This is a genomic window from Pantoea sp. PNA 03-3, from assembly GCF_003201175.1.
In the GTDB taxonomy this organism is placed as follows: Bacteria; Pseudomonadota; Gammaproteobacteria; order Enterobacterales; family Enterobacteriaceae; genus Pantoea; species Pantoea stewartii.
In genome coordinates this window covers 47,523-72,295 of record NZ_QICO01000010.1, presented here as the reverse complement: position 1 = coordinate 72,295, position 24,773 = coordinate 47,523, and the positions used below count along the sequence as shown (strand labels likewise).

Sequence of the window (24,773 nt, the reverse complement as noted above, 5' to 3'; positions counted from 1 at the left end):
CGATGTTAGCAACGTTCGTTCTTGGCACTAAGCGGTCAGAACAGATAGAAGCAGTGTTTTTGATAATGCAGAAATAATTGTATCAGAGCGTAATGCTGAGAACGTCCTTTCTGCCATGTGACGCACATGATGAAAATCAGCTAAAGTCAGGGCTGAAAAACACAGAACCGAAGTCATATTGCGTTCTGTCGCAGTGAAGAGGGGTGACAGAAATGTTCCCAGCACGAACAGCGGTATTCTTACTGTCCGCCCGTTCACACTTAACCGTTCTTTCAAGATTGAGCCCGGCATAGGGCATACCGCGGGGATCTTCACTCACTGTAATGCCTATACTCTGCAAATTACCTTTCCCCAGTGAAGTGCGTACAATATTCAGGATTTTATCGGGGTCTGTATCGGGAATGTTCACATTAAAACATATCTGCGTTTGCTTCAAGGTTGTCAGCCGATGTCTGAGTCCCCTTTCTGAGGCCTGCCTGTCAGGCACGGTGAAGTATGGCCCCCCCCGGTGAGCATTCTTAAAAATTCAGGCGTTGGTTTTTTGAACCAGCACTGCAGAGCAGCAACATCAGATCCGGCCTCATCTGACTGTGGCAGTAAATAAAAACTACCACCCGGTTATACCGCTGCTCCACCCGTTTTAACAGGTATTATGCGGCATAACGGTGCGGGCTTCCGCACCGTCGTCAACCTATTAGCAGTCACTCTCAGGAAAGAGGCTGCTTCGCGTTCTGGCTAATCCCTTTTGACGGTGTTTTCTCTTCAGCCTGCATCACAAGGCTCATGGCAGCAGGAAGGACTGTCAGGGTGACGAAGGTCGCCACAATCAATCCACCGATAGTTGCGTATGCCATAGGCCCCCAGAATACCTGGTGTGAGATCGGTATCATGCCGAGAATGGCAGCGCATGCCGTCAGCAAAATGGGCCTTGATCGGTGCTCTGCCGCGCTGAAAATGGCGTCATTCCTTTCCATACCGGCTTCTCTGTTGCTGTCTGTCTCACTTATCAGTATCACGGCATTGCGTATAATCATGCCGGCCAGTGCTATCACGCCCAGCAGTGCAACAAACCCCATTGCTGTTCCCGTCAGCAGCATAGCCACCACGATACCGGGCAAACCAAACGGTGCCATAAAGAGTGCGAGCAGCATTCTGCTGAAACGCTGTAGCTGGATCATTAATAACAACAGCATCGCTATCAGCGTAAGGGGCAGAACAGCATACACTGAACTGTTACCTTTATCAGATTCTGCAACGGTACCATCTTCACTAATCTGATAACCTTTTGGCAAAGATGAACGCACTCTGTCTATGACTGGTCTGAGACCTTCTGACACTGCTTCCGCACGTAAACCAGGGGCCAGATCAGTCTGTACCGTTACAAAAGGCAGCCGCTGCCGGCGCCACATCACCGGGTCTTCCAGCCCCCACTGGGGAGTGGCTATCTGTCCTAATGGGATTTTAGCACCACTGTCTGATGTCAGTATCAATGTGGATAAACTGCTTAAATCCTGACGTGATTGATCATCAGCCCTCAACACGACACTGATCAACCTGTTTTGATCGCGAACAGTAGTGACAGCACTGCCAGACCAGACTGTATTCAAAAACTGCGCCAGAGTTTCTGATGAAATACCGGCAGCCCGTGCGGCGGTCTGATTTACCTTAAGGGTGATGACTCGTTCAGGTTCTCCAGCCGTCTGGTTTACTGTGCGAGTGAGCGGAGACTCACCAATTGCGGCTGAGACTTTTTCCGCGATTGCCCGTACCTTGAGGTAATCAGGGCCTGTCACTCTGTAACGGACAGGCCATCCCACGGGAGGACCCAGCTCCAGCGGCGAAACACGCGTGGTAATGTCGCGGAAATCACGACTTAACAAAGTATCCAACTGTGAGCGTAGGCGATCCCTTGCAGCAAGATCTTTAGCCACGACCACTAACTGTGCCGTGTTTTCGTCATTAAGAAGCACATCCATCGGAAGATAAAAACGAATAGCCCCCATACCTACGTAAGTTGAATAGTGGTCGATGTTTTTATTACCCTTGAGCGCATTTTCCAGCCGCGCTGCCTGGCGAAGCGTTTCAGACTGGGAAGCATTGGCAGGAAGAGTAAGACTGACCAGAAGTTCAGGACGATCAGAAGAGGGGAAAAACTCTCCCTGCATACGGGTTGCCCCGAAACCTGCCACCAGAAGCACAGCAAGGGCTGCGGTTAAAGTTAATGCTCTGTGCTGCAGGACAACCGTGAGGAGTTTTTGATACATTCTCCTGAGGCGACCTGCACCCTTATGGTGCGGTTTGAGGCTGGCGGACAGTAACCAGCTGCCTGTCAGCGGAGAAAACAATACTGCAACAATCCATGAGCTCAGCAGTGCCGTCAGTACAACAGCAAAAAGTGTGAAGCAATATTCGCCTGCACTCGAGCCGGCAAATCCCACAGGTATAAAACCCGCTATCATGACAAGCGTTCCTGTCAGCATTGGAAATGCCGTCGTTTTAAAGGCGTAAGTTGCAGCCTGCCAACGCGAGTCACCCTCTTCCAGTCTTGAAACCATGGCTTCAACGGTAATCATGGCATCATCTACCAGCAATCCGAGTGCGATGATGAGCGCACCCAGGGAAATGCGTTGCAACCCTATACCTGCAAAGTTCATGCACACGAATGTCATTGCGAGCACCAGGGGAATGGCAGCAGCAACCACAAGACCTGCCCGAAGTCCCAGCGAAACAAACGATACTGCCAGAACAATCACGATGGCTTCGATTAACACACGGACAAACCCACTGACCGCCTCTTTGACCACAGCAGACTGGTCTGCCACTTTTATCATTTCGATGCCATGTGGCAGACTAAGGGCAACCGAGTCCATGCGCGCGCCCAGCGCCTTGCCGAAATCGAGCATGTTACCCGTTGCTGCCATCGAAACAGCCAGACCTATGGCAGGCTGGCCATTGACGCGAAACAGAGGCGAAGGCGGTTCAGCAGGCTGGCGTGTCACCGTTGCAACGTCGGTCAGCGGAATATAGCGTCCGTTGAAGTGAAGCGTTACTGCGCGAAGACTTTCTTCAGTTCGAAATGCACCTCCGACACGAAGTGCAATATTTTCGTTATCCGTTCGCACAGTCCCTGCAGGCACAACCGCATTCTGAGAGCGTAATGCGTCGGACACCTGCTGCAGATTAAGCCCCATTCCAGCCAGTTTTCGGGGAGAAAACGCCACAGTCAGCTGTTCTTCCTGGACGCCGAGCAACTGAATTTTCCCTACATCGTGCAGACTCATCAGTTCACGGCGGACATTATCAACCCTGTCCCGCAGTTCACGCATGGTGAATCCATCAGCCGTAAACGCATAAATGGTCCCAAAAGTGTCATCAAATTCATCATTCACAGCAGGTGCCTGAACGCCTTCCGGGAGCTCAGCCGCTACGTCATGCATTTTTTTGCGAACCAGATACCAGGTTCCAGCAACCTTAGCCGGGGGCGTATCATCACGCAGATTGATAAATATTACGCTCTGACCGGCATGTGTCTCACTTTGTACATAGTCAAGCCAGGGAATCTCCTGCAGTTTCTTTTCCAGAGGATCGGTTACCAGATTAACCGTATCCGGGAGGTTTGCGCCTGGCCATTGTGCAGAGACCACCGCAGTTTTGATGGTAAATGCCGGATCCTCGTTTCGTGGAAGTAACTGGTAGCTTTCAATTCCGGCAGCCATGATCATCAACATAAAAAAAGTGATCAACTGTTGTCTTTTCAGCGCCCAGGCGGAGAGGTTAAACGAAAATTTCATGGTTCCGTTCCTTCTGTAGATACCGACTGGCCATCCCGCAGACTACTCACTCCTGCCGTGACTACTCTTTCGCCGGGCCTTAAACCAGCGGTGACGAAAACAGAGGAGGCTGAATATTCCGCGAGAGTAACTTCACGTCGCCAGACTTTTTTATTTTTTTCGTCACAAACAAAAACTGCGGGTTTATCATAAAGCCGGGTTAAAGCGGATGCCGGTAAGACGAATGCGCTGGAAACCTGGCCGGGGAGACTGACAGTTACGCTTGCACCAAGTACCATCAAGGGAGAAGGCATATCCAGAACAATGCGCACGCGCCATGTCCGGGTTTGTGGATCGGCCTGAGGACTGATATCACGTAAATGGCCGGTTGTTTTTGCTGCCGGATTATTCAGGAGCGAAACGTTAAATGCTTCACCTGAATGCTCCGACACAATGGCGGGATCAGTGACGTCAAGTACCACATCCCTTTCGGTTCCGGATGCAAGAGTCAGAACTGTCTGTCCCGCGCTGATAACCTGTCCGGCTGAGGCGCTGACACTGGTCACGATGCCAGGCACCGGCGCTGTCAGTTGAGTCCAGCGAAAGTTGTCCTCTGCCGTTTTCAGTGCGGCTTTACTGCTCTGCAGACGAGAAAAAGCCACTTTCCAGTCGGACTGTGCGGTATCCAGTTGTGCTCTGGCGATAGCGCCTGAAGGCATTAACTGCTTCATCCTGTTCAGGTTAATCAAGGCAACCTGCTCTGATGCTGCTGCGCTACTGACATCAGCCTGAGCGGTCGTCACCTGATTAGCCGTCGTGTCACTCTCAATAGTGGCAAGTACATCTCCTGCACGCACATGGTCGCCAATATCGACGTTTCGCCTGACGATCCGGCCGTCAAGCCTGAATCCGAGAGAGGTTTCGTCGTGTGCCCGGATTTCGCCAGTCATTACCTGTAGAGGAAGTTCAGAGGGCAGAGAAACAACCATCGTTCTGACCGGACGTGCTATGGGAGGGGCATCAGAGGTTTTCTGCCCACAACCCGTGAGTGACAGAGCAATGAAAATTAAGACTGGCAGAAGCGGCAGCACATTTGTCATACGCCGCGCCTGAGTCAGGTGGCTTGCCCCTTGCTGAAGTAGGGTGGTGATATCGTCGTTCATGGCGCTGCTCCTGTAATAATTCGCGCCATTAAAACTGAAAATTGTCGAGATTCGCCTGACGAACAGTCAAGGACCTGTCAAGAAGCGAAATTTATCTGCTTTTCAACGGGACAAAGGAAAATGAAGCCTTATCAGCAGTCCACCCTGTGGTGGCAGATGAGCACTGATCCTGCCCCCGTGGGCAACGCATATAGCTTTTGCTATGGAAAGTCCCAGCCCGCTGCCGCCCGAATGACGTGAACGGGAAGTTTCTCCCCGCTTGAAGCGTTCAAACATGGTGCTGAGAAATTCCTCAGGGACCCCCGGCCCGTCATCACTGAAATCAATCAGACACCACTCTTTTTCAACGCGCATGTCTATCCTGAACGTCCCACCCTGACGACCATAACGGACAGCGTTTTCCATGAGAATGGTGAGTACCTGCCCCACCCTTAAGGGATCAACGTGCAGGATTGTTTTCTTTTCATATTTGAATTCTGCTCTGACTCCGGCTTCATCCATAATGGGGCTGAAACCGTGCACCCGCTCCTGAATAAGTTCACACAGATTTGCCGGGACAAAATCCATGCGAAGCTGACCGGCATCAGCAAGAGAAAGCATGTGTAAATCATTTATCAACCTGCTCAGATAGCCAAGCTGGTTCATAACCATTTGTAACTGGCGCGGTTCAGTTGTAAAAACACCATCGAGCATCCCCTGCAGGCGTCCAATTGCCGCTGTCAAAGGGGAACGTAACTCGTGGGCCATCGCAACATGAGATTCTCTCAGTTCTTTTTCATATAAAGCCAGTTGTCGGGTCATGGCGTTAAAGTCTTGCGAGAAATCGACTAATTCTGCCGGCGCATTGTCTACGCGTTCAGCCTGGGCACCAAACTGCCCCATAGTGACGGCTTCGGCTGCCCTCTTAAGATGGCCAAACTGTTTAGAAAGTGGGCGCGCATTTCTGAGGCCGAAATAAACGATAAAAGGAATGGTTACCAGGACAAGAATGCCAACCGTAATCCAGTCTGATGAGGAAACAGAAGGATCTGAAAAACGCACTCCCCACCATGTATCAACAATTTCATGGAACCGGGCAAGATCGGTTTCAGGATGTTGCCTCAGTGCAAGAAATTCTCTGAAAACATCCGGGGGCATATGCTGAGTAATCCACGTATATTGCACTGCGAAACGCAGCCACATGCAGAACGCAATGAGAATGACAGTACCGATTGCAAGAGTAAGGATGCGAATACACATCCATTGCCACAGAGTCTGATGGTTTTTTTTCATGGGTGTGAGAACCTGTATCCAAATCCACGAACATTTAGCAACACGCCAGTCATGCCTGCTGCAGCGAGTTTTTTTCTAAGATTATAAACATGCGTGTCCACCACTCTGACCAGAGCATCGCTCTCTGGTATGCAGTTTTCAAGCAGGTACTGCCTGCTGAGAGGCCGGAAAGGCGATCGAACCAGTTCTGTCAGCAGTGAAAACTCCGTGGGGGTAAGTTCAAGATGATATCCACTGCTGCTGCCATCGTTCACCGTTGCGAGCATGGTCTCGGTAAAGACCGTGAGAGACTGCCAGATTATCTTCCCGTCCGGTGAGGCGATATCTGATGAAGGATCTGTTTTTTCCGCTCTTCTCAACACTGCGTGCACCCGGGCGATGACTTCGCCGGGATGGTATGGTTTGCAGACATAATCATCGGCGCCGAACCGGAGTGCACCTATTCGATCCTCTGCGTCACCCATGGCGGTAACAATTATCACGGGGACGTCGCTCTCGCGTCTGACTGCCTGAAGCACCTCATTACCGCCGATACCCGGCAGCATCATATCCAGAAGAATCAGGTCAGGTTTCCAGAGCGCAAATTGTCTGAGCCCCTGATACCCGTCAGCAGCGATATTCACCAGAAAGCATTCTCTCAGCAGATAAGCTTCCAGGACTTCTGCTGCATCACTGTCATCTTCAATAACCAGTATTTTTTTTGTCTGCATTGCGCACCTTGACCATTTCTACATAAAACCCAGGCTGTTTATTGACAATCGGTTGCGATACTGAGGGCCTGGTTAATTTCACCTGCACTTGCAGGTTATCTGAAACAGAGGAATGTAAGGATGATAGGTAAAACAAGCTCGCTGTATATGGCCGGACTGGCTCTGCTTTTCACTTCATACGCGCATTCAGATGACAGCGTATCGCAGGATGGCGTTACTGTCGGCGCAGGAGGTCAGTATGCTCCCCGGTATAGTGGCTCTGACAAAATGCGCCTGCAGCCTGTGCCTTTCCTGCAGGCGCGTAAAGGTGCACTCTTCTTCGATTCTCAAAAAGGTCTTGGCTATGACATTCAGAGTGATAACGGACTCTATCTGGAGCATACCTTAGGCTGGGGAATGGGTCGTGCTGACCGTGATTCGGACTGGCGTGATGGCTCTGACAAGCTGAGGGGAATGGGCAATATAAAAGCCTCCGTCAATACTGCACTGGCACTAGGCTGGTCTGTGACGCCGTGGATGGTCATTGAGGGCAAAGCGACCTTGCCAGTGAGCGACAGTCAGGGAGTTAATTATCAGACTTCGCTGACATTCCTACCGGTACAAAACAAAGCTGACACTTTAGCCATACAGTCTGCAGCACTTTTTGGCGATGGACGATATATGAATACCTTTTACGGTGTCAGTGGGCAGCAGAGTTCCCGAACTGGTTATTCCCGTTATAACGCGCCAGGTGGATTTTATGGCGTAGCGACCACGGTTACATGGGGGCATCAGTTCGACGATCACTGGGGAAGTGCCATAACGGCAGGTTACACATGGCTGGGAGACCACGCTGCAGACAGCCCGATCGTATTTCGACGCGACCAGGTGATGGGTGTGATGGCCATTACCTATACCTTCTGAATCTAAAGGTAGTGAACTCAGTGCTGGATGAATGACGGAGAATATATGGCCGATAAAAAGCTTATTGACACTCTGCTTACCTGGATAAAAGGACATGCTGATAAGCAAATTACGGTTGCCGATGTGGCCTGTAAATCTGGTTATACAAAATGGTACCTTAACCGGCACTTTAAAAAGTACACAGGAAGAAGTATAGGGGTTTTAATCAGAGATGAAAAAATGAAGTCGGCTGCATCTGAGCTAATTTGCACTAACGAAAGAATTGCTGACATTGCTGAGAAATACCACTTTGAGTCTCAACAAACCTTCACTCGTGCCTTTACGCGTCATTATGGTATTTCGCCAGCCAGATACCGTCAGGCAATCCCCTCGATTAGGGATTCTAAAACAACTCTCTCTGAGTTGCTTTAGCGGGTCTTCATCGTATTTTTTGTTAAAAAACTGAACGCTGAACATTTGGTATCCCTAAGGGCTGCTGTTACAGCCCTTACTTGATCAGCGCTCATTCGCTTGAGCATCTCCATATGCATTATCCATTTCGAATTCTGTTTAAAGAAAGTGCTCTGTTTCAGGCTGATGAACCTTGACTAATGAATGTACTTTGGAGATTACCGTAGTTCTGATATCTGAACGCTGTATGACTCCATTTTTGGTATAAGCATTAACCGGGAGCAATAACACCCCCTGGATATCAATGTAGAAAAGTTAAAGTTCCATAACCCAGCTGGTCATACCCACCACTGTTCGGGCCATAATTACCACCACCGCCTTCATTGCCTTCATTCATTATCGCCGCCTTCATCTCCGGCGCGCTGAGATGCATAACCTGTACATAATGGCCGTAGAACAGTGCCCATACGGGCCTTTTTTCTCCGCGGGCTACACCGGAAATAACTGACTGAGTTACGTCACTGTTATGGTAAATCGAATAAGGTACGCTGTTTCCTGAATTATATCTGGCTACGAAGCGGGCCGCCCCGAGCAGGCGATTATTATAGGCTCCAAACAGGTCGTCACCCTGGTTCCAGGCCAGCTGACAGATGGTCCCTGCCAGACCAATGCCGAGCAGCGTGTGCGCCTGATCACGCCCGCTCTCCTGCCACTGGACAAGCCCGCCAGGATAAACTTTCCATGCAGCGTTTTTGAGCGCGCCGTTACCGTTTCCATCGAGATAGTAGTCACGAGCCTTTTCGTAAAAATCTTTTCGGTCTGCATAGATACCAACAGCCATCAGTGAAGCGGTATTAGACAGGTCCCAGTTTGCCCAGTAATGGTCCGTCTTTGCGCCGTTATGATGTTCCAGAAAATCGACGTTCATGGGTGCAAACACCGTAATCAGCATATTTCTGACCGCCTTCTGCTGAGAGATTGAGAAAGCGGATGACCCTCGAAGCGTTTCGGCTGCTACAGCAAGCTGGTAGCCGTAGAGTCCGGCCGCGAGAAATTTATCTGATGTTCCGTCAACGGAGCGTAGTTTATTCGCCCACTGAGTGAGTATATAAACGGCACGCTCTGCGCGTGAGTTGTCTCCGCTCACTCGCCAGTCCAGAGCTAAAGCATATGCGGCTGCGGCATCATTGAAGAGGAGCGAGTAATTTTCTTTTGGGTGACCTGCTGCTGTGCCCCGATAAATAGCAGCGACGGGATGAGGTGTGTAGTCAGGTGAGTCATGAGTATTAGTACGTAATAACGCAAAATCTGAAGACCAGGGCTGGTGCCCTTCTTTGACTTCGAGAGCTATTTTTCTGAAGTCAACAGCCGTGTTTAATGCACCAGGATGGATAAAGGAACCATTTTCAGAAAAACACAAAGGTGAAAGTCCAAAAAAGAACATGGCCGTAATAATCGCTTTTATACTTTTCATCATGTTTGCTCATTTATCCCGTTATTGTGTTGAGCGAACGAAACACAGCTGAAACCCACATCTTCCTTGACATGCTAACCCGCAAATTATTTCATGCCGAAGTTAGCAACGCCAGCTTATGGCACATAATGGATACGGCATCAACATTCTGCAGGTTTTCTTTGCCTTCCTGGCAAGCCAAATCAATGCGATAGCCTAATCAGTGCAGTTGCCAGGCTCTGCCGAACTGTCTGAGGCCAGTTTACTAAGGAGTTCACCATGAAGATAATAATTCACAACATCGTTATTTATTTTGCCCCCTAAATACTGATAAAAACGGTTTGCTTCGGCGTTTGATTTCTCGGCGTTCCAGCTAAGGCTACGACACTCATGCTCTAGAGCGAGTTTTGCCATAAAGCGCATTATGGATTCCCCTGTGCCTTTACCTCTCTCACTTTGGGAGACATTAAGCTCTTTGATGTGTAGCTGGCCACTGTATCGGGGAGAAGGATAGAGAATACTGCAACACGCCAGCCCAACGATAAGAGCGTCGCAGCGAGCCCTGAGCACCAGTGTACCGGAGAGCTGACTGAACAGTCGATTGCAGAGGTAATTCTTCAACAGTGGTTCCTGAATGAAGCCCTTACCATAGTAGTGCTCTTCCATTTCGGTAAAAATTTTTACCATGGATTCCCATTCATCCGGCGGACACATTTCTACCGTTACTTCCATGTTTACTCCTTTTAACTTAAAAAACCCATAGCTGAGGCAGGGTTTAGCATCAGTACAGCCCTTAACAATCAGGTCAAGTTGCTGAGTTAGCTCCACAGACACACCATAAGTATCATTTAGATCATGTCTGATAGCGAACGATTAGGTCAATCCCACGCTTATCAGATGTTAGCTCGTTCAATTAAGCAATTTAGATATGTCTGCTATGAGCGAGGAGCGGAAGTTCGCAGTTGTTCTAGTAGCCAAACAGTCACGTTACCAACATTGCAGCGTGTTGATTAATGGGGAGCAGGTCAGGAATTCAATATCTATTTAAATGCCCCTCAAAAAGTTCATAGGTTGAGGAAGTGTAATGAAGCTGGGTCCTACTCCCAAATGGTTGATGCAGATAGAATGTTAGCAATGTCCGCTTCTGGCACAGGGCTGCTGTTGCAGCCCTGACAAACTTAGACTTCAATCGATTCAGAAATCTCTAACGCATCATCGACTTCAATACCCAGATAACGGACCGTGCTTTCCAGTTTCTTATGACCTAACAGGAGTTGAATCACACGAAGATTCTTAGTTTTCTTGTAGATCAGGTAAGGTTTTGTTCTTCTCATGGAATGTGTACTGTAAAGAGAATCTTCGAGACCAATTTTTGCTACCCACCCATGAAAAATTCGGTTGTATTGCCGGGGTGATATGTGTTGGTTAATACCGACCCGAGATCGGAACAGGTAGTCTTTACTGCGTAAATTGCCAAGCTTTATCAATGCAGAAACAGCCTCTCTTGTCCCTTTGGTTATCTCAAATTGGACAGGGCTACCGGTTTTCTGTTGTAGCACCGTAGCTCTGCTTGAAACAGAGCTACCATATGCAACATCAGATACTTTGAGTTTTACCAGATCACAGCCTCGAAGCTTACTATCCAGGGCCATATTGAACAGAGCCAAATCGCGCGTTTTACCTCCCAGTTCAAGCCTGATTCGGATCCCCCAGATATGAGATATCTGAAGTGGTCTTTTTTGGCCGATGATACGGTCTTTGTTCCACGGTGATGTGTTCATACTCAAATCTCCTGAAATGTGGGTGATCTGAGTATGGCTGTCCCTCATGAGCGAGAAGCGGACGTTTGTGTAAAAGTCAGGGTCTTTGTCGCAGATGATGAAAAGGTTCAAGTCAGGCAGAGTGTTAACACTACTTATGATGAATAAAAGATATAACCATAAAATCACTATTGTGAATTTAATTTCACTATAGTAAATTTAAGTGGGCTTTTCTTGTACTTTAATGCACCAGCTAAAATCACTTTAAGGTTGAAAAATGTTAGCAATCAGAATGTCACGGCCCTCTGAAGCATCAGAAATTATACAAATTTGGAAGAGTTCAGTAGATGCTACGCACGATTTTCTGACGGCGTCAGACCGACAAGAAATCAAAAAAGAGGTTGTCGGCTTTTTTTCAGAAACGCCTGTATGGGTTGCAACAAATCAGGCTGATCAACCACTGGGATTCATGTTTTTGCATGATGGTCATCTGGAGGCACTTTTTGTGGATGCTTCTGCTCGCGGACTTGGCGTCGGCAAACGGTTAGTTTCACATGCACTGGAGCTGCATCCAGATTTAAGCGTCGATGTAAATGAACAGAACCAGCAGGCTGTAGAGTTTTATCAGCATATGGGTTTTCAGGTATCAGGACGTTCCGAGCGGGATAATCAGGGAAGGCCATACCCCCTGTTGCATTTAAGAATAGCGAATAAGATGTAACCGTTGTGGCAGGGAAATATCATTGACCTTTTTGGCTAAAAGCGACGATGTAAGAACAGCTCTGCTCACTATCAGGATTGCTCATTTGGTACTCGCTTGAAAAGGTAAGGGCGAGACAGTCACCGGCTTGTAAATGATGGGTCTGATGATTGACTCGAAAATCAAGGCTGCCACTCAGCATCCAAAGTGTTTGCCCGGAAAGATGTTCATTCGCGGAAGCGGGTATCGTCAGCTCACCCATTGCAGGAATTTCAACTCTTATAAGTTCCGGGCAGGCCCCTGCCGGGGATAGAGACCAGCGGGTAATGCCTGATTGCTCATCCGTCCAATGCTGTTGCTGATCGGCAAAGAGAACAAGTGAGTTCTGGTGGAGTTCAAGCTCTGTGAAAAGCTTTGATAGCGTAATATTCATCGCGTTAGCTAAACGACTGAGTATCGTAGCACTGGGGCTAGAAGTACCACGTTCAACCTTGCTGATCATAGCCTGACTGACGCCAGATCGTTGAGCAAGCTCAGTTACAGTCAAGTTGCGAGCCTTTCTGTGTTTAAGCAATAAACGTGCAATGTCGCTATCTACTATTTGATTTTTAGATGTTTTATCCATTTTCACCCTCACTTTTTCCAGCCTGATTATGCCATTACATAAATTAGGCTGGAATAATTGATTTTGTAAGTTTGAAAAAATCCGGCATCCAGTGGTGGGCTTTCGTCTTTGAGAACACACGCCATCATTTGAGCATGAGTTGCAACGATAATGTCCGCTTCTGGCACAGAGCGGACTTGCTGACTGAACTGAAGGTCCGCTATGAGCGAGGAGCGGACATTCAGCCTTTATTAATACCAAGTCTGAAAACTGACTGGTGATGTGGCACACCCCTTCAAACGGAGTTCAGGCGCTAAAAGTCATTCACTTATTAATCTTCGATAGTTGCGTGATCCACGTCGAAAAAACATCTTCTAAATCCACCTTGTGGTACACATCGTTTATCCGCTCACGATAATCAAATCCGCTCTTTTACCCGCTTCAACCGTTCCTCTGTCATTTAGACTCAGCGTATCTGCTGCGAACGTGTAGCAAGATAAAGTGCTTGTAACGCGTCAGGCCCGCACGGACCAGTTAAGCCAGCTCGTGATGCTCTACAAAGCCCGGAATACGCATGGGGTTAGCGCCTGAGTCTGTTCCGGATCCCAGACGAAGTCCGCTTTTATAAACAGTGAAAGTATTTTTCATATTCGTTTCAAAGCCTGCTTTCAATGTTTTGTAAGCCGGGCTCGACAATTGCTTCTGCGCCCATGCTTGGCTGCTGAAAAGTTTACGCTGCTCCGGGTTAAGGGCCCGACTGACTTCAGGCGTTTTAAGCAGTTCAGGCTGTTCGGCGAAAAGATAAAAAGACTCATCCCCCCAAGCGTTGGAATATAAACCGTCCCGTGTTCCTTCATCAGTTTCAGAAACTCATCGTCAACGCCAAGAGACATCACGGTCGTCACACCGTATTTCTGGTAAGTCATGAGCTGGTTAATAATTTTTTTCGCGGGTATACGCATCCGGTGAAGGCGTAACTCCCTGATACTGCGCCAGGTGGGCGTGGTCGGAAATCAATCCGGGTAGGGCGGATTTCCCCGTGTAGTTTTTCACATCGGCATCTTTAGGAATGGCCATAGAGGCCACGTGCCCGACCTCACTGATTTTTTTGCCCTCTAACGACGATACGCATGTGTTCCTGCGGAGGCTTTCCCGAACCGTCGATAAGGTGGACTTCGTCCAGCACATAAGACTGCGCGGCCCAGCCATTAACGGCAAATAACGCTAACAGGCATCCAGAGAGGTATTTCTTTTTCATAAGGGTTCCTTTTTTTAAAAACCTTATGAGTCTGGATGAATTTGTCAGGGTTCACCCGCCAGAAACGTGCAAACCCTGCCCCGTATCGCTCAGTTATTCGTGCAGTGTCAGTGCACCGTAGTCATCAAACAGTTTCACGATAACGTCAGTGGTTTTCTGAATATGCTCCTGCATGAGCTGTTTTACCTGTCCGGTGTTTCTGTCGAGTGCGGCCTCCATCAGTGCTTTGTGTTCCGCATTCAGGTCTCTCTCTCCGCGCGTCAGATTGACGGAAAGTATGCGGTAGCGTTCGTTCTGAATAAAAAGCATGCGTTGCATACGAAGCAGCCAGGTGTTCGGACAGGCGGACGTCAGGGCATCGTGAAACCGGTTATGACGCCGGTTCCACTCCGGCGTTCCGGGGTGTTCATCCTTCCCGTTACCGTAGCGTGCCAGGAGATGAAACGCCGAAAGAATTTCCCCCTCCCAGTTTACATCCCCGTTAGCCAGGGATTCACTGAGGCATTCGCACTCAATCAGCTTCCGGGTGGCAGTCAGGTCAAGCAAATCAGCAAGAGAGACAGGCGTAACGCGAAATCCTTTCTGCGGTTCAGCGATTACGAGGTTTTCTGACGTCAGGCGGGACAGCGCTTCACGAATGGCACCAACGTTGGTGTCCAGCGTTTCGGCAAGCTCTTTAGTGTTCACACGAGTGCCCGGGACGAGCTGGCAGGAAAGCAGAGCATCGCGCAGACGGGAGTATGTCGTCTGGGTGAGGCTTTCTCTGGAAGCGAGGCTTTCATTCATAGAGATAACAGTGCCCTTTGATTAAAATCAATTACCATGTATAAAATAGATTTTTATACAATAAAATCTATTTTACAGCGGTGAATCATCTTTAGGAGCATATTATGACGGCTCAGCTTCATGAGGTCTCTACTTCAGATAACTTTTTATGGAACGGCGTGGTGACAACGGAATGCGGGCGGCTGTTTGCGAGCATGCCTGGCTGGACCGGACCCACGCCAGGCGTGGTGGAAATACTGAAAGACGGCAGCTGGAAACCTTTTCCTGGCAATGAGTGGAACAACTGGAGCGGCCAGGACGATTCTCTGAAACACTTCGTCGACGTGAACAGCATTTTCAACGACGGGCGTGGAAGCCTGTGGGTTCTTGATGCCGCAGCGCCTGATTTCAGCGATGCTATTGAAGGCGCGGAGCTGGATATCACCACTGGTGAAACCCGAAGAACGCTGGCATTCAGGCCTGAAGATGCACATGCAGGTACCCGGCTCGCACATATCCGCTTCTGGAAGCATTACGCCATCATGGCCGAGTCGCGGGAAGGGTCATTTTATGTCATTGACCTGCGCGATAATTCATACCGAAGAATTCTGGCGGGTCACCCGCTGATGCGCTGTCACGCCGAAGATGTGCCTGTTATTGAAGGACGAAAAGTGACGCTTCAGAACGGACAGCCCATGTATATCCATAACGACCTGCTGGAAATTCATCAGAACAACCAGACGCTGCTCTTCATGTGTCTGTTTGGTGCCCGCATTTTCCAGGTCGATCTGAACCTCATCACCGATTTCGCCCGGAGTGAAGACGAAATCGCTGCCGGGGTTTCAGTTTATAAAGAGATCGGTACCTGGATTGCAGGCATGTGCCGCGACAAAGCCGGAAATATCTACCTGAGTGATGCGGAAAACAACGGCATTTCTGTCATGAATCCCGCCGGAGAGAGCACCCCCCCTCATCCGGGATGCGCGTATTGTCTGGCCCATCGCCCTTTCCGTCGGCCCGGACAGCCGCGTTTATTTTCCGTCCACTCAGCTTAACCGCATCCCTATGTTCTCGGGTGGAGAGGACAAGGTACAACTCCCCTGGGCTGTTTACAGCTATCCCGTCTGATTACGCTTTGAGGTATGTATGAAAATTTGTCGTTATGGTGACGCCGGCTTTGAAAAACCCGGTGTGATGGACAGTAACAATCAGCTACGTGACCTGTCCGGTATTGTCGGCGATGTGACCCCTCTGACGCTCCCGGTCATCCTCGAATCGCTCCAAAGTGAGGAAGATATTTTACGCCTTCCGGTCGTCCCGGGCAGCCCACGGCTGGGGCCCCCGCTCAGCACCGTTTCAAAATTTGTGGCCATCGGCCTGAACTACCGCGACCATGCCCTTGAAGCCAGTCTACCCATACCTGATGAGCCGGTTGTGTTTTTCAAGGCACCAAGCTGCATCAATGGCCCTGACGATGACATCATCATTCCCCCGCATTCAACCAAACTCGACTGGGAAGCCGAGCTGGGAATCGTTATGGCCCGAAAGGCAAAGCAGGTCAGTAAGGAGGATGCGCTGGAGCACGTAGCAGGCTACTGCATTGTGAACGATGTATCTGACCGCGGCTTTCAGTTTCAGTCGTCACAGTGGGATAAGGCCAAAAGTTGCGACACATTTGGCCCGATGGGACCTTATATCGTCACGCGGGATGAAGTGAGCGATCCGCAGAATCTTGCTATCTGGCTTGAGGTTAACGGTGAAAGACGACAGGACAGCCACACCTCGCAGATGATTTTCAGCGTTGCAGAGATAGTCTCTTATGTAAGCCACTACATGACGCTTATGCCCGGGGATGTTATTGCCACAGGCACGCCAGACGGCGTCGGTCTTGGTATGAAACCCGAACCGGTCTGGCTCAGGGAGGGCGACACCATTCGTATTCATGTGGAAAAACTGGGCTATCAGAATCAGATCCTGAAACGTTGACCCAGCAATCTTGACAGACGATGAGACCGGCATGATGTTGGTTTCTTTACGGGAGGCAGGATGGCAGAAAGGAATATCTCATTCAGGGCCGGTATCGGCAGCACCGCGCACGTTCTTCAGGTTCAGCCGCTGCTTGCGCGAAATATTATTATTGATGAACCCACTGTCATACTGGTTCGTCAGGGAAGTAAATGCATTCGCACGGGGGAGAAGGAGCTGGTCATTAACCCCGGAGAGGCGGTCATTGTGGGTGAAGGAGAGTCATTCGATATCACCAACATACCGGCAAAAGGCGGCAATTATGAGGCTGACTGGCTCAGTTTTAACACCAGTCTTGTCAAAAATTATACCCGTACTAACTGCAATGCTGCTCCAGTCACCGGCGTGCATAAATTAGAAGGTGCCAGCGAAAGTTTCCGCCGCGCTTTTTATCATACCCGGGAGGTGTTTACGGATCCGGCAGATATTCCTGAAGCGATTGCCGTGGTGCGCATGCGGGAAATGCTCAGTTGGCTGGATGAATACGGCCTCTGCTTCGGTTATTTTCAGCGGGCCGGAATCGGGAACAAAATCAGAAAAATCATTTCTGCAGATGTCTCACATGGATGGAATATTAATGAAGTATCCTGTCAGCTCGGCATGTCAGAAGCGACGCTCAGACGCAGGCTTACGGCAGAAAAGACCTCTTTTTCACAGCTTATTGCTGATGTACGCATGTGCCGTGCGCTGACATTACTTCAGGTCACTGACCTGTCAGTCACGCAAATAGCCTATGAAGTGGGTTACGTCAGCCCGTCAAAATTTTCAGCGCGCTTCCGTAACCGTTTTGGATTTTGTCCGGGTCAGGTCCGGACGTTGAAAAATGCTGAGCAGCTAATTCCTGCCTGACCCGTGTCGTATGCTACCTGCCCTGGATGATACGAATATTTGCTTCTCCCAGCGCATTGGCTTTGGTCATGAAACCGACCATTGCCGGGGTTGAATCAGCCGTAATATTCGGCAGTTTATCAACCTTTAGCGCAGTCAGCGTGACTACATAACGATGCGTCTGGCCTTTTGGAGGGCATGGCCCACCGTATCCTGGCACGCCAAAATCAGTGCGCGTCTGAACGGCGCCTTTTGGAAGACCGCTGTTATCTTTAGCGACGTCCGCCGGGAGTGATGTTGCATCAGCAGGAATATTTACTACCTGCCAGTGAACCCAGCCCATACCTGTTGGTGCGTCACGGTCGTAGATCTGTAGCGCGAAACTTTTTGTTCCGGCTGGTGCGCCTGACCATATAAAGGAAGGTGATTTATTTTCGCCGGCACAGCCGAATCCGTAAGGCTCACTGAGCAGCTGAGAATTACTGAAACGACCTGCACCTAGTTCTTTACTGGTAAGAGTGAAACCAGCAGCCAGGGCTGACTGGCTGAGCATAGCCAGGCACAGTGTACCGGCCACCGGAAGTGGAAATTTTGACATTGGGCATCTCCAGAAGGTTTGTTGCCCCTGATTTTAGTCACTGCAGGACAAGGTTTCGCTCCTGAAACAGTCAAAGACTGTCCCAGTACGCTCATTTGAAATGATTCTGTGACGACCTGCTTAGCGCCTCTTCCATAAACCAATAACATGCCTAAGAAGTCCGCTACGAGCTAGAAGCGGAAGTACGCAGTAGCTCTAAGCACTGCTGAAGGCATTATTGACATTGATATGGGTTAATTAACGGGGACCAGGTCATCATTCGAGCATAATCACTTCCGCCATAGGATTTTTCTCATTACACTGAAGGCTTACCACCAACTGGTGATGATTGTCAGAAATAGCAAAATCTTTGGAATGTCACTAATAAAATTGCTGAGAAAATGCTGGAGCCAGATTCCCCCGCAGTAGTCGGGTGCGCCGGTAAAAGCACTCACCAAGGTTATCCTCAATGAATATTATGTATTACTCCATCGCAGGGGCTATCGCTTTTGTGGGCATTTTAGCCGCCCTACTTGTTACCGCGAAGAAATTGAAAACAGCAAGGGCGGATTCTACCGATAAGGCAGCACAGCTGGCGCGTTATGCAGTCATTATTGATGCTGAAGATGAAGCGGCGCGCATCGTGACTCAAGCAAAGACGGAAGCAGCCACCACAATTTCAGTAAGCGAAACAGACGCGAAGTTTATTACTGACTTAGCCAATGCGGTCTTAGAAGATGCCCGCACGGCTGCCGAAAAACTGAGTAATGAGACTCAGCAAACCGTTGCCCTGCAGCTCGCAAAAAAAGTCGAAATTGAAGAACAGATCCAAACCCTGCGCGCTTCTTACGCCAGTAAGAAAATCACGTATGACGAGCTGGAGTCTGCGCTTTCTATCTACAAAGAAGATATGGATTTTGCTGAAATGGGCTTCTACGCGCCGCATTTCGATTTCGATACGTCGGAATTGTTCCAGATATCTATCCGTAGCAATCGGCAGCAGCAGAAAGATTTGTTTCGCAACAAAACCACTTTTGGGGCCATTTATTGCACCACAGAATGGACGGTAAGTGGTTCAAAGGCCGAAGGGAATAAAATGACCACGCGAGGCATAAACATGACTGCCCGCGCCTTTAACGGTGAATGTGATGCGGCCATTGCCAACGTCACTTTTAAAAACATCAACACCATGGAATCGCGCATCTACAAAGCTTTTGAAGTATTGAACAAGCTCAATGAAGTAAACCAGATCCACATTAATCATGCCTTATTGGATCTAAAGCTGACCGAACTGCGTTTAACCTATGAATACCGGGCCAAAAAGCAGGAAGAAAAAGAAGAACAACGCGAAATCCGCGTCCAGATGGCCGAGGAACGCAAAGCCCAGGCTGAGATCGACCGTGCTATTCGTGAGGCTGAAGAAGAAGAACGCCGCGCCCAGAAAGCCCTGGATAAAGCTCGGAAAGAAATGAATGAAAAACTGGCGAAAATGACCGCCGCTCAGGCCGAAAAGTATCAGGAGAAGATCGATTCCCTTCAAGAGGCGCTGACCGAAGCCGAGTTGAAAGGACTAAAAGCCCTGAGCATGGCGCAACAGACCAAGCGGGGCCACGTTTACGTTATCTCTAACATCGGCTCTTTTGGTGAGAATGTCTTTAAAATTGGCATGACACGCCGCCTTGACCCTCAAGACCGTGTTGACGAGCTGGGTAGTGCATCGGTGCCGTTCCTATTTGATATCCATGCAATGATCCACAGTGAAGATGCACCGGCAATGGAATATGCCCTGCACCAGCATTTCGCTGAAAATCGCACTAACCTCATCAACAGACGCAAAGAATTCTTTAACGTTAGTCTGGAAGACATTAAAGCAGCCGTATTTGATGTGGCGGGTGATGATGTGGACTTCATTGAGACGGCGACCGCACAGCACTATCATGAGACGGTGGCAATGCGGAAACAAAAGGCTGACGCTCTTGCGATGCCGGTTGAAGTTGAGAAGAAACAGCTACGCTTTGCAGAAGCTATTTAATCCCCGGTACGAAAAAAACTGCCTAAAAGGCAAGTTTTTTCGTTTAGCTAGTAACGGAGAGGAAATGACCTGCTCCCCGTTGATTAACACACCGCGATGTGAGTAATGTCTTCATAAGCCACATGAGGACATCCCCATGAAGAAGCGTTTTTTCCAAGCGGCCCCCAATAAGTCCTTGCGACACCGAATAATGCATCAGTGGATATGCGCTGCTGACGTTGATTAAATATGTCGGGCCTCTGCTGGGTATGCACATACTGGTTGTGCTCCGCAGCCATCACTTTAAATCAGCAGACCAGGCGGCGGCTTTTCTGGGCGTGGTACCTGTGGAGAAGCGTTCCGGCACCTCGGTTCGTGGACGCCCACGCATGTCTAAAATCGGCCTACCTCAGCTGAGAGCAAAGCTTTAAATGTCAGCTCTGTGCGGAAAGATTCATAACAAACGTATGCGTAACATTTACGAGGAAATGTGCCTGCGGGGAAAACCCAAGATGGTGGCCATTGGTGCACTGATGCGAGAACTGGTTCACTGGTGTTATGGCGTACTGAAGACGGGAACTGCTTACAATGACGGAGGCCCCCGTGCTGCGCTGAATACCTGACTCAGGTTGAGTTGGCACTTTACTGACAGAATCGCTCATGAGGGCAACCGGGCAGAGTCCGCTATGAGCGAGAAGCGGACATTGCTAATAGCGTTATGAGTGAATCAACGGGGAGCAGGTCACTCGCAGCGATCAAAGCGCCTGCCAGGTCAGATAGTTTTGCTTCACCTTACACCCCCGAGACAACGTCCTTCGGCGACATATTAATAATACATGTGCGCGAACCGCATTTAGTTCAGCCGACTCATTCAAATCTCAGTAAAAATTCTCAGATGAAAATCCAGCAATGGCTAATGCCGCTGCGAACAGAACTTCATCCCGAGAAAAAATGATTATTTAGCTTAAGTGCTTTATTTAACGTTACTAAAAGTTTATTCCGTAAAGCAGTAAATCAACAATGCGGTATAAAGTTAATGAAGGAATAACCGATAAAAAGGTTAAGGTGCTTTGCAAATGTATCTTTTGCAATTGTCACTAAAACGAACTAATTCACCAGGAATTATAAATGAATAAGATTCTAAACAATATAAGTCTTACCGCCAAATTTGCCATTCTGGGCCTGTTTTCCCTTGTTCTGTTCTCAGTTCCTACCATGCTTTTTGTGTCCGAAGGTAATAAATACATTCAGGATAAGCAACGAGAGGTAACAGGTGTACCCGTAGAAAATAAGATTTTAGCCCTGCTCAATTTGATACAGCGCCATCGTGCAGAAACCGCCCTTGCCATTGCAACCAAAAATCCAGCAACACCGTCCCGCGTTCAGGTCAGAGATGAAATTGAAAACATCACTGATGTTATTACCAAAGATATGGCCAAGACAGAAGGCAGCGCTGCCATAATCAGCAAAATCAATGATGTGCGCACACAGTGGAGCCAGCTACAGCAGAGAATCGATTCTTCACAACTGACTCTGACAGCCAGCCTTGATGCGCATGCCCTCCTCATCCGCAACCTTTTGAACGCGAACCGTGATGTGCTGGATTTTTACGGCCTTTCACTTGATTCAGATATCAACACGTACCGTTTAATTACGAGTAATTTTTCATCATTGCCTGAGCTAACCGAAAGCCTTGGGAAAATACGTGCATTCGGCACGTCACTTCTTGCCCGAAATGAAACCATAAGTGAAGCAGACTCTGTCCGTATGGAGTCTTTAATCAGTAATGGTTCGTATAACCTGAATTTATTTGCTCAGGATTCTGAAAAACTATTTTTATCTGATAACACACTTAAGCAAAAATTTAGCGCAAATGCAGATGCAGCCGTTGAGGAGGCAAAAAGTGCTCTCAAAACCGCTGAAGCGATTTTCATTAACCGGAGCATGACGAATCAGAACCCGAAGGACTATGCAGCGCTCTTTACGCACGCTATTAACAAATTCAGCGACTACGCCATTGCCGGAGGTAATGAACTGAATGAAATGCTGAATGGGCAGATTAAGGAACACCGGTATGCACAATATGCACTACTGACCGTTCTTGTTTTTATCGTCCTGTTGGCAGTAATTTTCGCTCTGGTTATCATTCGCTCCGTTACCAGACCTGTCAATGTAGCATCAAAGCTGGCGCTTGAAGTCGCAGGTGGTGACCTTACGTCAACATTTACGGTGACAGGACGTAATGAAACTGCCGGGCTGCTCAAGGCATTACTGCAAATGAGTCAAAGACTTACACTTACGGTTGAAAACATCAAAAGCAACGCTGCCACTATCGCTACCTCATCTGAAGAAATTGCTCGCGGAAATGGTGATCTTTCTGCGCGAACTGAACAACAGGCAGCCTCTCTGGCTGAGACTGCGGCCAGTATGGAGCAGTTATCGTCAATTATCGGCAATAATGCAGATAACACGCGCCATGCTGCTGAAATGGCCAACTCCGCTACCAGTGCGGCCTTAAGAGGCGGTGAGGCGATGGAGTCAGTACTGGATTCAATGGAAAAAATAAGCAACAGTGCGGGGCAGATTAAAGAAATCATCTCCGTTATTGACGGGATAGCGTTTCAGACGAATATTCTTGCTTTAAATGCAGCCGTTGAAGCTGCCCGGGCAGGTGAGCACGGCAAGGGCTTTGCTGTTGTTGCATCTGAAGTCAGGGCACTGGCACAGCGATCGGCTGGAGCGGCGAAGGAGATCAAAGGACTGATTGAGCAGTCAGTTGAGCATGCCGAACAGGGAATTTCGATGGCCCGGGATGCCGGTGAAAAAGTTAAGCAAAGCGTGGAAGCTATTGAGCAAACATCTCAATTAGTCAGAGAGATTGCATCTTCTTCTGAAGAACAAAGTGCGGGCATATCTCAGATAAATATTGCGGTGACACAGATGGATCAGGTTACGCAGCAGAATGCCGTACTGGTTGAAGAGTCTGCATCATCTGCTGATGAACTTGCAAGCCGGGCCGCAAGCCTGAGGGATGCTGTCAGCGTATTCCGCACAAACGCTGTATAATTGGTTCAAATACTTTGGTTGTGTGCCATTTAATGCGGCAACATTTTTACAAAACTGCGTCTGTATTTGCATTTGATAAGCCATCTTCAGGGATGGCTTATCTCATTTAAAACCATGATAAAGCTATACTTTTGCACTTAAAGGCCCGGTGGACTAATTAAACGCCTGTTGAAATATTTGGCATTACCCCCCAATTGCCCATATGAGCTACGCTCATAACATCCGTTATGCAACCTGCAACGCGTTCCTCTTTAAAGTTGTTTCTATTGCAGATGGCCTTCATAATTCCTCTCGTGCCGGACGGCGCGTTACACCTTCCCCCTGGGGCGCTGTTCTGCACCCGCGCCATCCGGCCATTCAGTCAAATCTCTTACTACGCAGTTTCATAAATCAGACTTCAAATTTGAAAATGGCGATATGCAGAAAATCATTAGATGCGGGGTTAGCTGCATAGAGGCGCTGACCTGCTCCCGGTAAACTAACATTCCATGATGCAAGCAACGTCCGCTTTTGGCACAAAGCGGACGTTTTAATTTGAATTAACCCCTAAAGTGAGAGCCGTATTCAGAATGCCGCTTCAGCGGCATGAAGGCGCCAGATGACGTAAAAGATGGCTGAGAAGCTTAACGGCGCCGTACGCCCGGCGTAGCCGGTTACAGACGTATAAATCGTGCCATTCCCCACCTTTACCTGAACAACCTTGCGGGCTTTCAGCAATGAAGAAATTCAGGTAACCCCTTTTAACCCCGGTGAGCGGGCTTCACGGCGCTTGCGACGTGAAGGGCGTGATTTCCGGGGCCTTGGCGTCGGCAGCTTGCTGCTGACGCTTAGGGGGGTGTTAATTGAAACTTTCAGCGAAAGTTATGGAACTTAACACGGTAGCTGCAAAGCTAAACCCGCTTACCGCCGCATGAAAGTCACTGTACGCCGTCGGAGTGGTCACGACAAGGCGAAGCCGCAGTCGGGGCGTATCTCCGCGTCAGCGGGCCGTTAGGGCCGCTTACGGGCGTGTTCACTGTACCCTGCAGCAACTCCACTCACAGCGACACGAAAGCCATTAGTTACAACACCCATTAATCAGCCACTGCAGTTCCGGCCCTTCGGGCCGGGCGGCCGGGGCTGGTCAGTGGGGGCGATGGGTTTTCAGGTCCGGCTCCGGTCCCTGCCTGGAGGGGCACTCAGTGTGCAGGACTGCGCCGGTGCTGTTTACAGTGAATTAATGTATGCTGTAACTAAAATATTTGGGTTTGGGGCCCGCGTCAGCGGGAACTACTTCAGATTCTGAGCGGCGCGGACGCCTGCGGCCGCTGCAAGCGAAGGCCTTTTCCACTTATCCACAGTGTCGCGGGTGACAGAGATCATTCCGGGTTTATCGGAAGACCTTAAAACAGTGTTTACGAATGTTTTGCAGATTATCTGATATCCGTTTGCTGCTTTCTGAGGTTATCCCATTGCGGATTTCTGTGAATAAAAGGACGGCGACGGGGTTTTGCGCGCGCTACCGGCGCATGAACGACG

General features: G+C 49.1%; 20 protein-coding genes and 1 pseudogene. 9 read left to right on the top strand and 12 right to left on the bottom strand.

Annotated elements, in window-relative coordinates; all coding sequences use genetic code 11:
* Nucleotides 1-707 precede the first annotated feature (707 nt).
* From C7433_RS20735 to C7433_RS20720, 4 genes are all read right to left on the bottom strand, one after another.
* Nucleotides 708-3,791: an efflux RND transporter permease subunit gene (locus C7433_RS20735; RefSeq protein WP_019105504.1), complete on the bottom strand. Its 3,084-nt coding sequence runs from the start codon at nt 3,789-3,791 to the stop codon at nt 708-710.
* The gene (locus C7433_RS20730) at nt 3,788-4,933 is read right to left on the bottom strand and encodes an efflux RND transporter periplasmic adaptor subunit (RefSeq protein ID WP_019105503.1); all 1,146 of its coding nucleotides are present in this window, start codon (nt 4,931-4,933) and stop codon (nt 3,788-3,790) included. The genes C7433_RS20735 and C7433_RS20730 overlap by 4 nt, the downstream gene beginning before the upstream one ends.
* A 102-nt stretch (nt 4,934-5,035) precedes the next feature.
* Entirely contained in the window at nt 5,036-6,205 is a 1,170-nt protein-coding gene (locus C7433_RS20725; protein ID WP_019105502.1) for a cell wall metabolism sensor histidine kinase WalK, read from the bottom strand.
* Nucleotides 6,202-6,915: a response regulator transcription factor gene (locus C7433_RS20720; RefSeq protein WP_019105501.1), complete on the bottom strand. Its 714-nt coding sequence runs from the start codon at nt 6,913-6,915 to the stop codon at nt 6,202-6,204. The genes C7433_RS20725 and C7433_RS20720 overlap by 4 nt, the downstream gene beginning before the upstream one ends.
* A gap of 120 nt (nt 6,916-7,035) precedes the next feature.
* Between C7433_RS20720 and C7433_RS20715 the strand changes: the two genes are divergently transcribed.
* Entirely contained in the window at nt 7,036-7,818 is a 783-nt protein-coding gene (locus C7433_RS20715) for a MipA/OmpV family protein (RefSeq protein ID WP_019105500.1), read from the top strand.
* 45 nt (nt 7,819-7,863) lie between these two features.
* Nucleotides 7,864-8,229, top strand: coding sequence for a helix-turn-helix domain-containing protein (locus C7433_RS20710; RefSeq protein ID WP_019105499.1), 366 nt, complete (start codon nt 7,864-7,866; stop codon nt 8,227-8,229).
* Between the two features lie 280 nt (nt 8,230-8,509).
* On the opposite strand, the gene C7433_RS20705 is transcribed toward C7433_RS20710, so the two are convergent.
* The 3 genes from C7433_RS20705 to C7433_RS20695 form a co-directional block, all read right to left on the bottom strand.
* On the bottom strand, nt 8,510-9,685 hold the full coding sequence (locus C7433_RS20705; RefSeq protein ID WP_026020973.1) for an alginate lyase family protein: 1,176 nt from the start codon (nt 9,683-9,685) through the stop codon (nt 8,510-8,512).
* A gap of 192 nt (nt 9,686-9,877) precedes the next feature.
* Nucleotides 9,878-10,393 carry an N-acetyltransferase gene (locus tag C7433_RS20700; protein ID WP_019105496.1) on the bottom strand — a complete coding sequence of 172 codons (516 nt, stop codon included), beginning with the start codon at nt 10,391-10,393 and terminating at the stop codon, nt 9,878-9,880.
* 446 nt (nt 10,394-10,839) lie between these two features.
* Nucleotides 10,840-11,442 carry a site-specific integrase gene (locus C7433_RS20695; protein ID WP_072403886.1) on the bottom strand — a complete coding sequence of 201 codons (603 nt, stop codon included), beginning with the start codon at nt 11,440-11,442 and terminating at the stop codon, nt 10,840-10,842.
* A gap of 256 nt (nt 11,443-11,698) precedes the next feature.
* Between C7433_RS20695 and C7433_RS20690 the strand changes: the two genes are divergently transcribed.
* Nucleotides 11,699-12,142, top strand: coding sequence for an acetyltransferase (locus C7433_RS20690; protein ID WP_072403885.1), 444 nt, complete (start codon nt 11,699-11,701; stop codon nt 12,140-12,142).
* Between the two features lie 19 nt (nt 12,143-12,161).
* On the opposite strand, the gene C7433_RS20685 is transcribed toward C7433_RS20690, so the two are convergent.
* The 4 genes from C7433_RS20685 to C7433_RS20670 form a co-directional block, all read right to left on the bottom strand.
* Nucleotides 12,162-12,746 carry a helix-turn-helix domain-containing protein gene (locus C7433_RS20685; protein WP_019105494.1) on the bottom strand — a complete coding sequence of 195 codons (585 nt, stop codon included), beginning with the start codon at nt 12,744-12,746 and terminating at the stop codon, nt 12,162-12,164.
* 912 nt (nt 12,747-13,658) lie between these two features.
* Nucleotides 13,659-13,802 carry a hypothetical protein gene (locus tag C7433_RS23665; protein ID WP_157179224.1) on the bottom strand — a complete coding sequence of 48 codons (144 nt, stop codon included), beginning with the start codon at nt 13,800-13,802 and terminating at the stop codon, nt 13,659-13,661.
* Between the two features lie 19 nt (nt 13,803-13,821).
* Complete coding sequence (locus C7433_RS23785; RefSeq protein ID WP_019105492.1) at nt 13,822-13,983, bottom strand: hypothetical protein; 162 nt, start codon at nt 13,981-13,983, stop codon at nt 13,822-13,824.
* A gap of 93 nt (nt 13,984-14,076) precedes the next feature.
* Entirely contained in the window at nt 14,077-14,769 is a 693-nt protein-coding gene (locus C7433_RS20670) for a GntR family transcriptional regulator (protein WP_019105491.1), read from the bottom strand.
* 104 nt (nt 14,770-14,873) lie between these two features.
* Here C7433_RS20670 and C7433_RS20665 point away from each other — a divergent pair, with 104 nt between their 5' ends.
* The 3 genes from C7433_RS20665 (at nt 14,874) to C7433_RS20655 (ending at nt 17,622) form a co-directional block, all read left to right on the top strand.
* Nucleotides 14,874-15,803, top strand: coding sequence for an L-dopachrome tautomerase-related protein (locus C7433_RS20665; protein WP_110268828.1), 930 nt, complete (start codon nt 14,874-14,876; stop codon nt 15,801-15,803).
* Between the two features lie 91 nt (nt 15,804-15,894).
* Entirely contained in the window at nt 15,895-16,734 is an 840-nt protein-coding gene (locus C7433_RS20660; RefSeq protein ID WP_019105490.1) for a fumarylacetoacetate hydrolase family protein, read from the top strand.
* Nucleotides 16,735-16,794: 60 nt separating this feature from the next.
* Nucleotides 16,795-17,622, top strand: a complete 828-nt coding sequence (locus tag C7433_RS20655) for a helix-turn-helix transcriptional regulator (protein ID WP_110268827.1) — start codon at nt 16,795-16,797, stop codon at nt 17,620-17,622.
* Between the two features lie 13 nt (nt 17,623-17,635).
* Here the strand turns inward: C7433_RS20655 and C7433_RS20650 are convergent, their stop codons facing one another.
* Nucleotides 17,636-18,199, bottom strand: coding sequence for a YbhB/YbcL family Raf kinase inhibitor-like protein (locus C7433_RS20650; RefSeq protein ID WP_019105488.1), 564 nt, complete (start codon nt 18,197-18,199; stop codon nt 17,636-17,638).
* 448 nt (nt 18,200-18,647) lie between these two features.
* On the opposite strand from C7433_RS20650, the gene C7433_RS20645 reads away from it, so the two are divergent.
* The 3 genes and pseudogenes from C7433_RS20645 (at nt 18,648) to C7433_RS20625 (ending at nt 23,255) form a co-directional block, all read left to right on the top strand.
* Nucleotides 18,648-20,210, top strand: coding sequence for a DUF4041 domain-containing protein (locus tag C7433_RS20645; RefSeq protein WP_019105487.1), 1,563 nt, complete (start codon nt 18,648-18,650; stop codon nt 20,208-20,210).
* Between the two features lie 203 nt (nt 20,211-20,413).
* Nucleotides 20,414-20,812 (top strand): annotated as a pseudogene (locus C7433_RS23780) (transposase); the annotation flags it as partial.
* A gap of 505 nt (nt 20,813-21,317) precedes the next feature.
* A complete protein-coding gene (locus tag C7433_RS20625) occupies nt 21,318-23,255 on the top strand; it encodes a methyl-accepting chemotaxis protein (protein ID WP_014606782.1) in 1,938 nt (645 codons plus the stop codon).
* Nucleotides 23,256-24,773 lie beyond the last annotated feature (1,518 nt).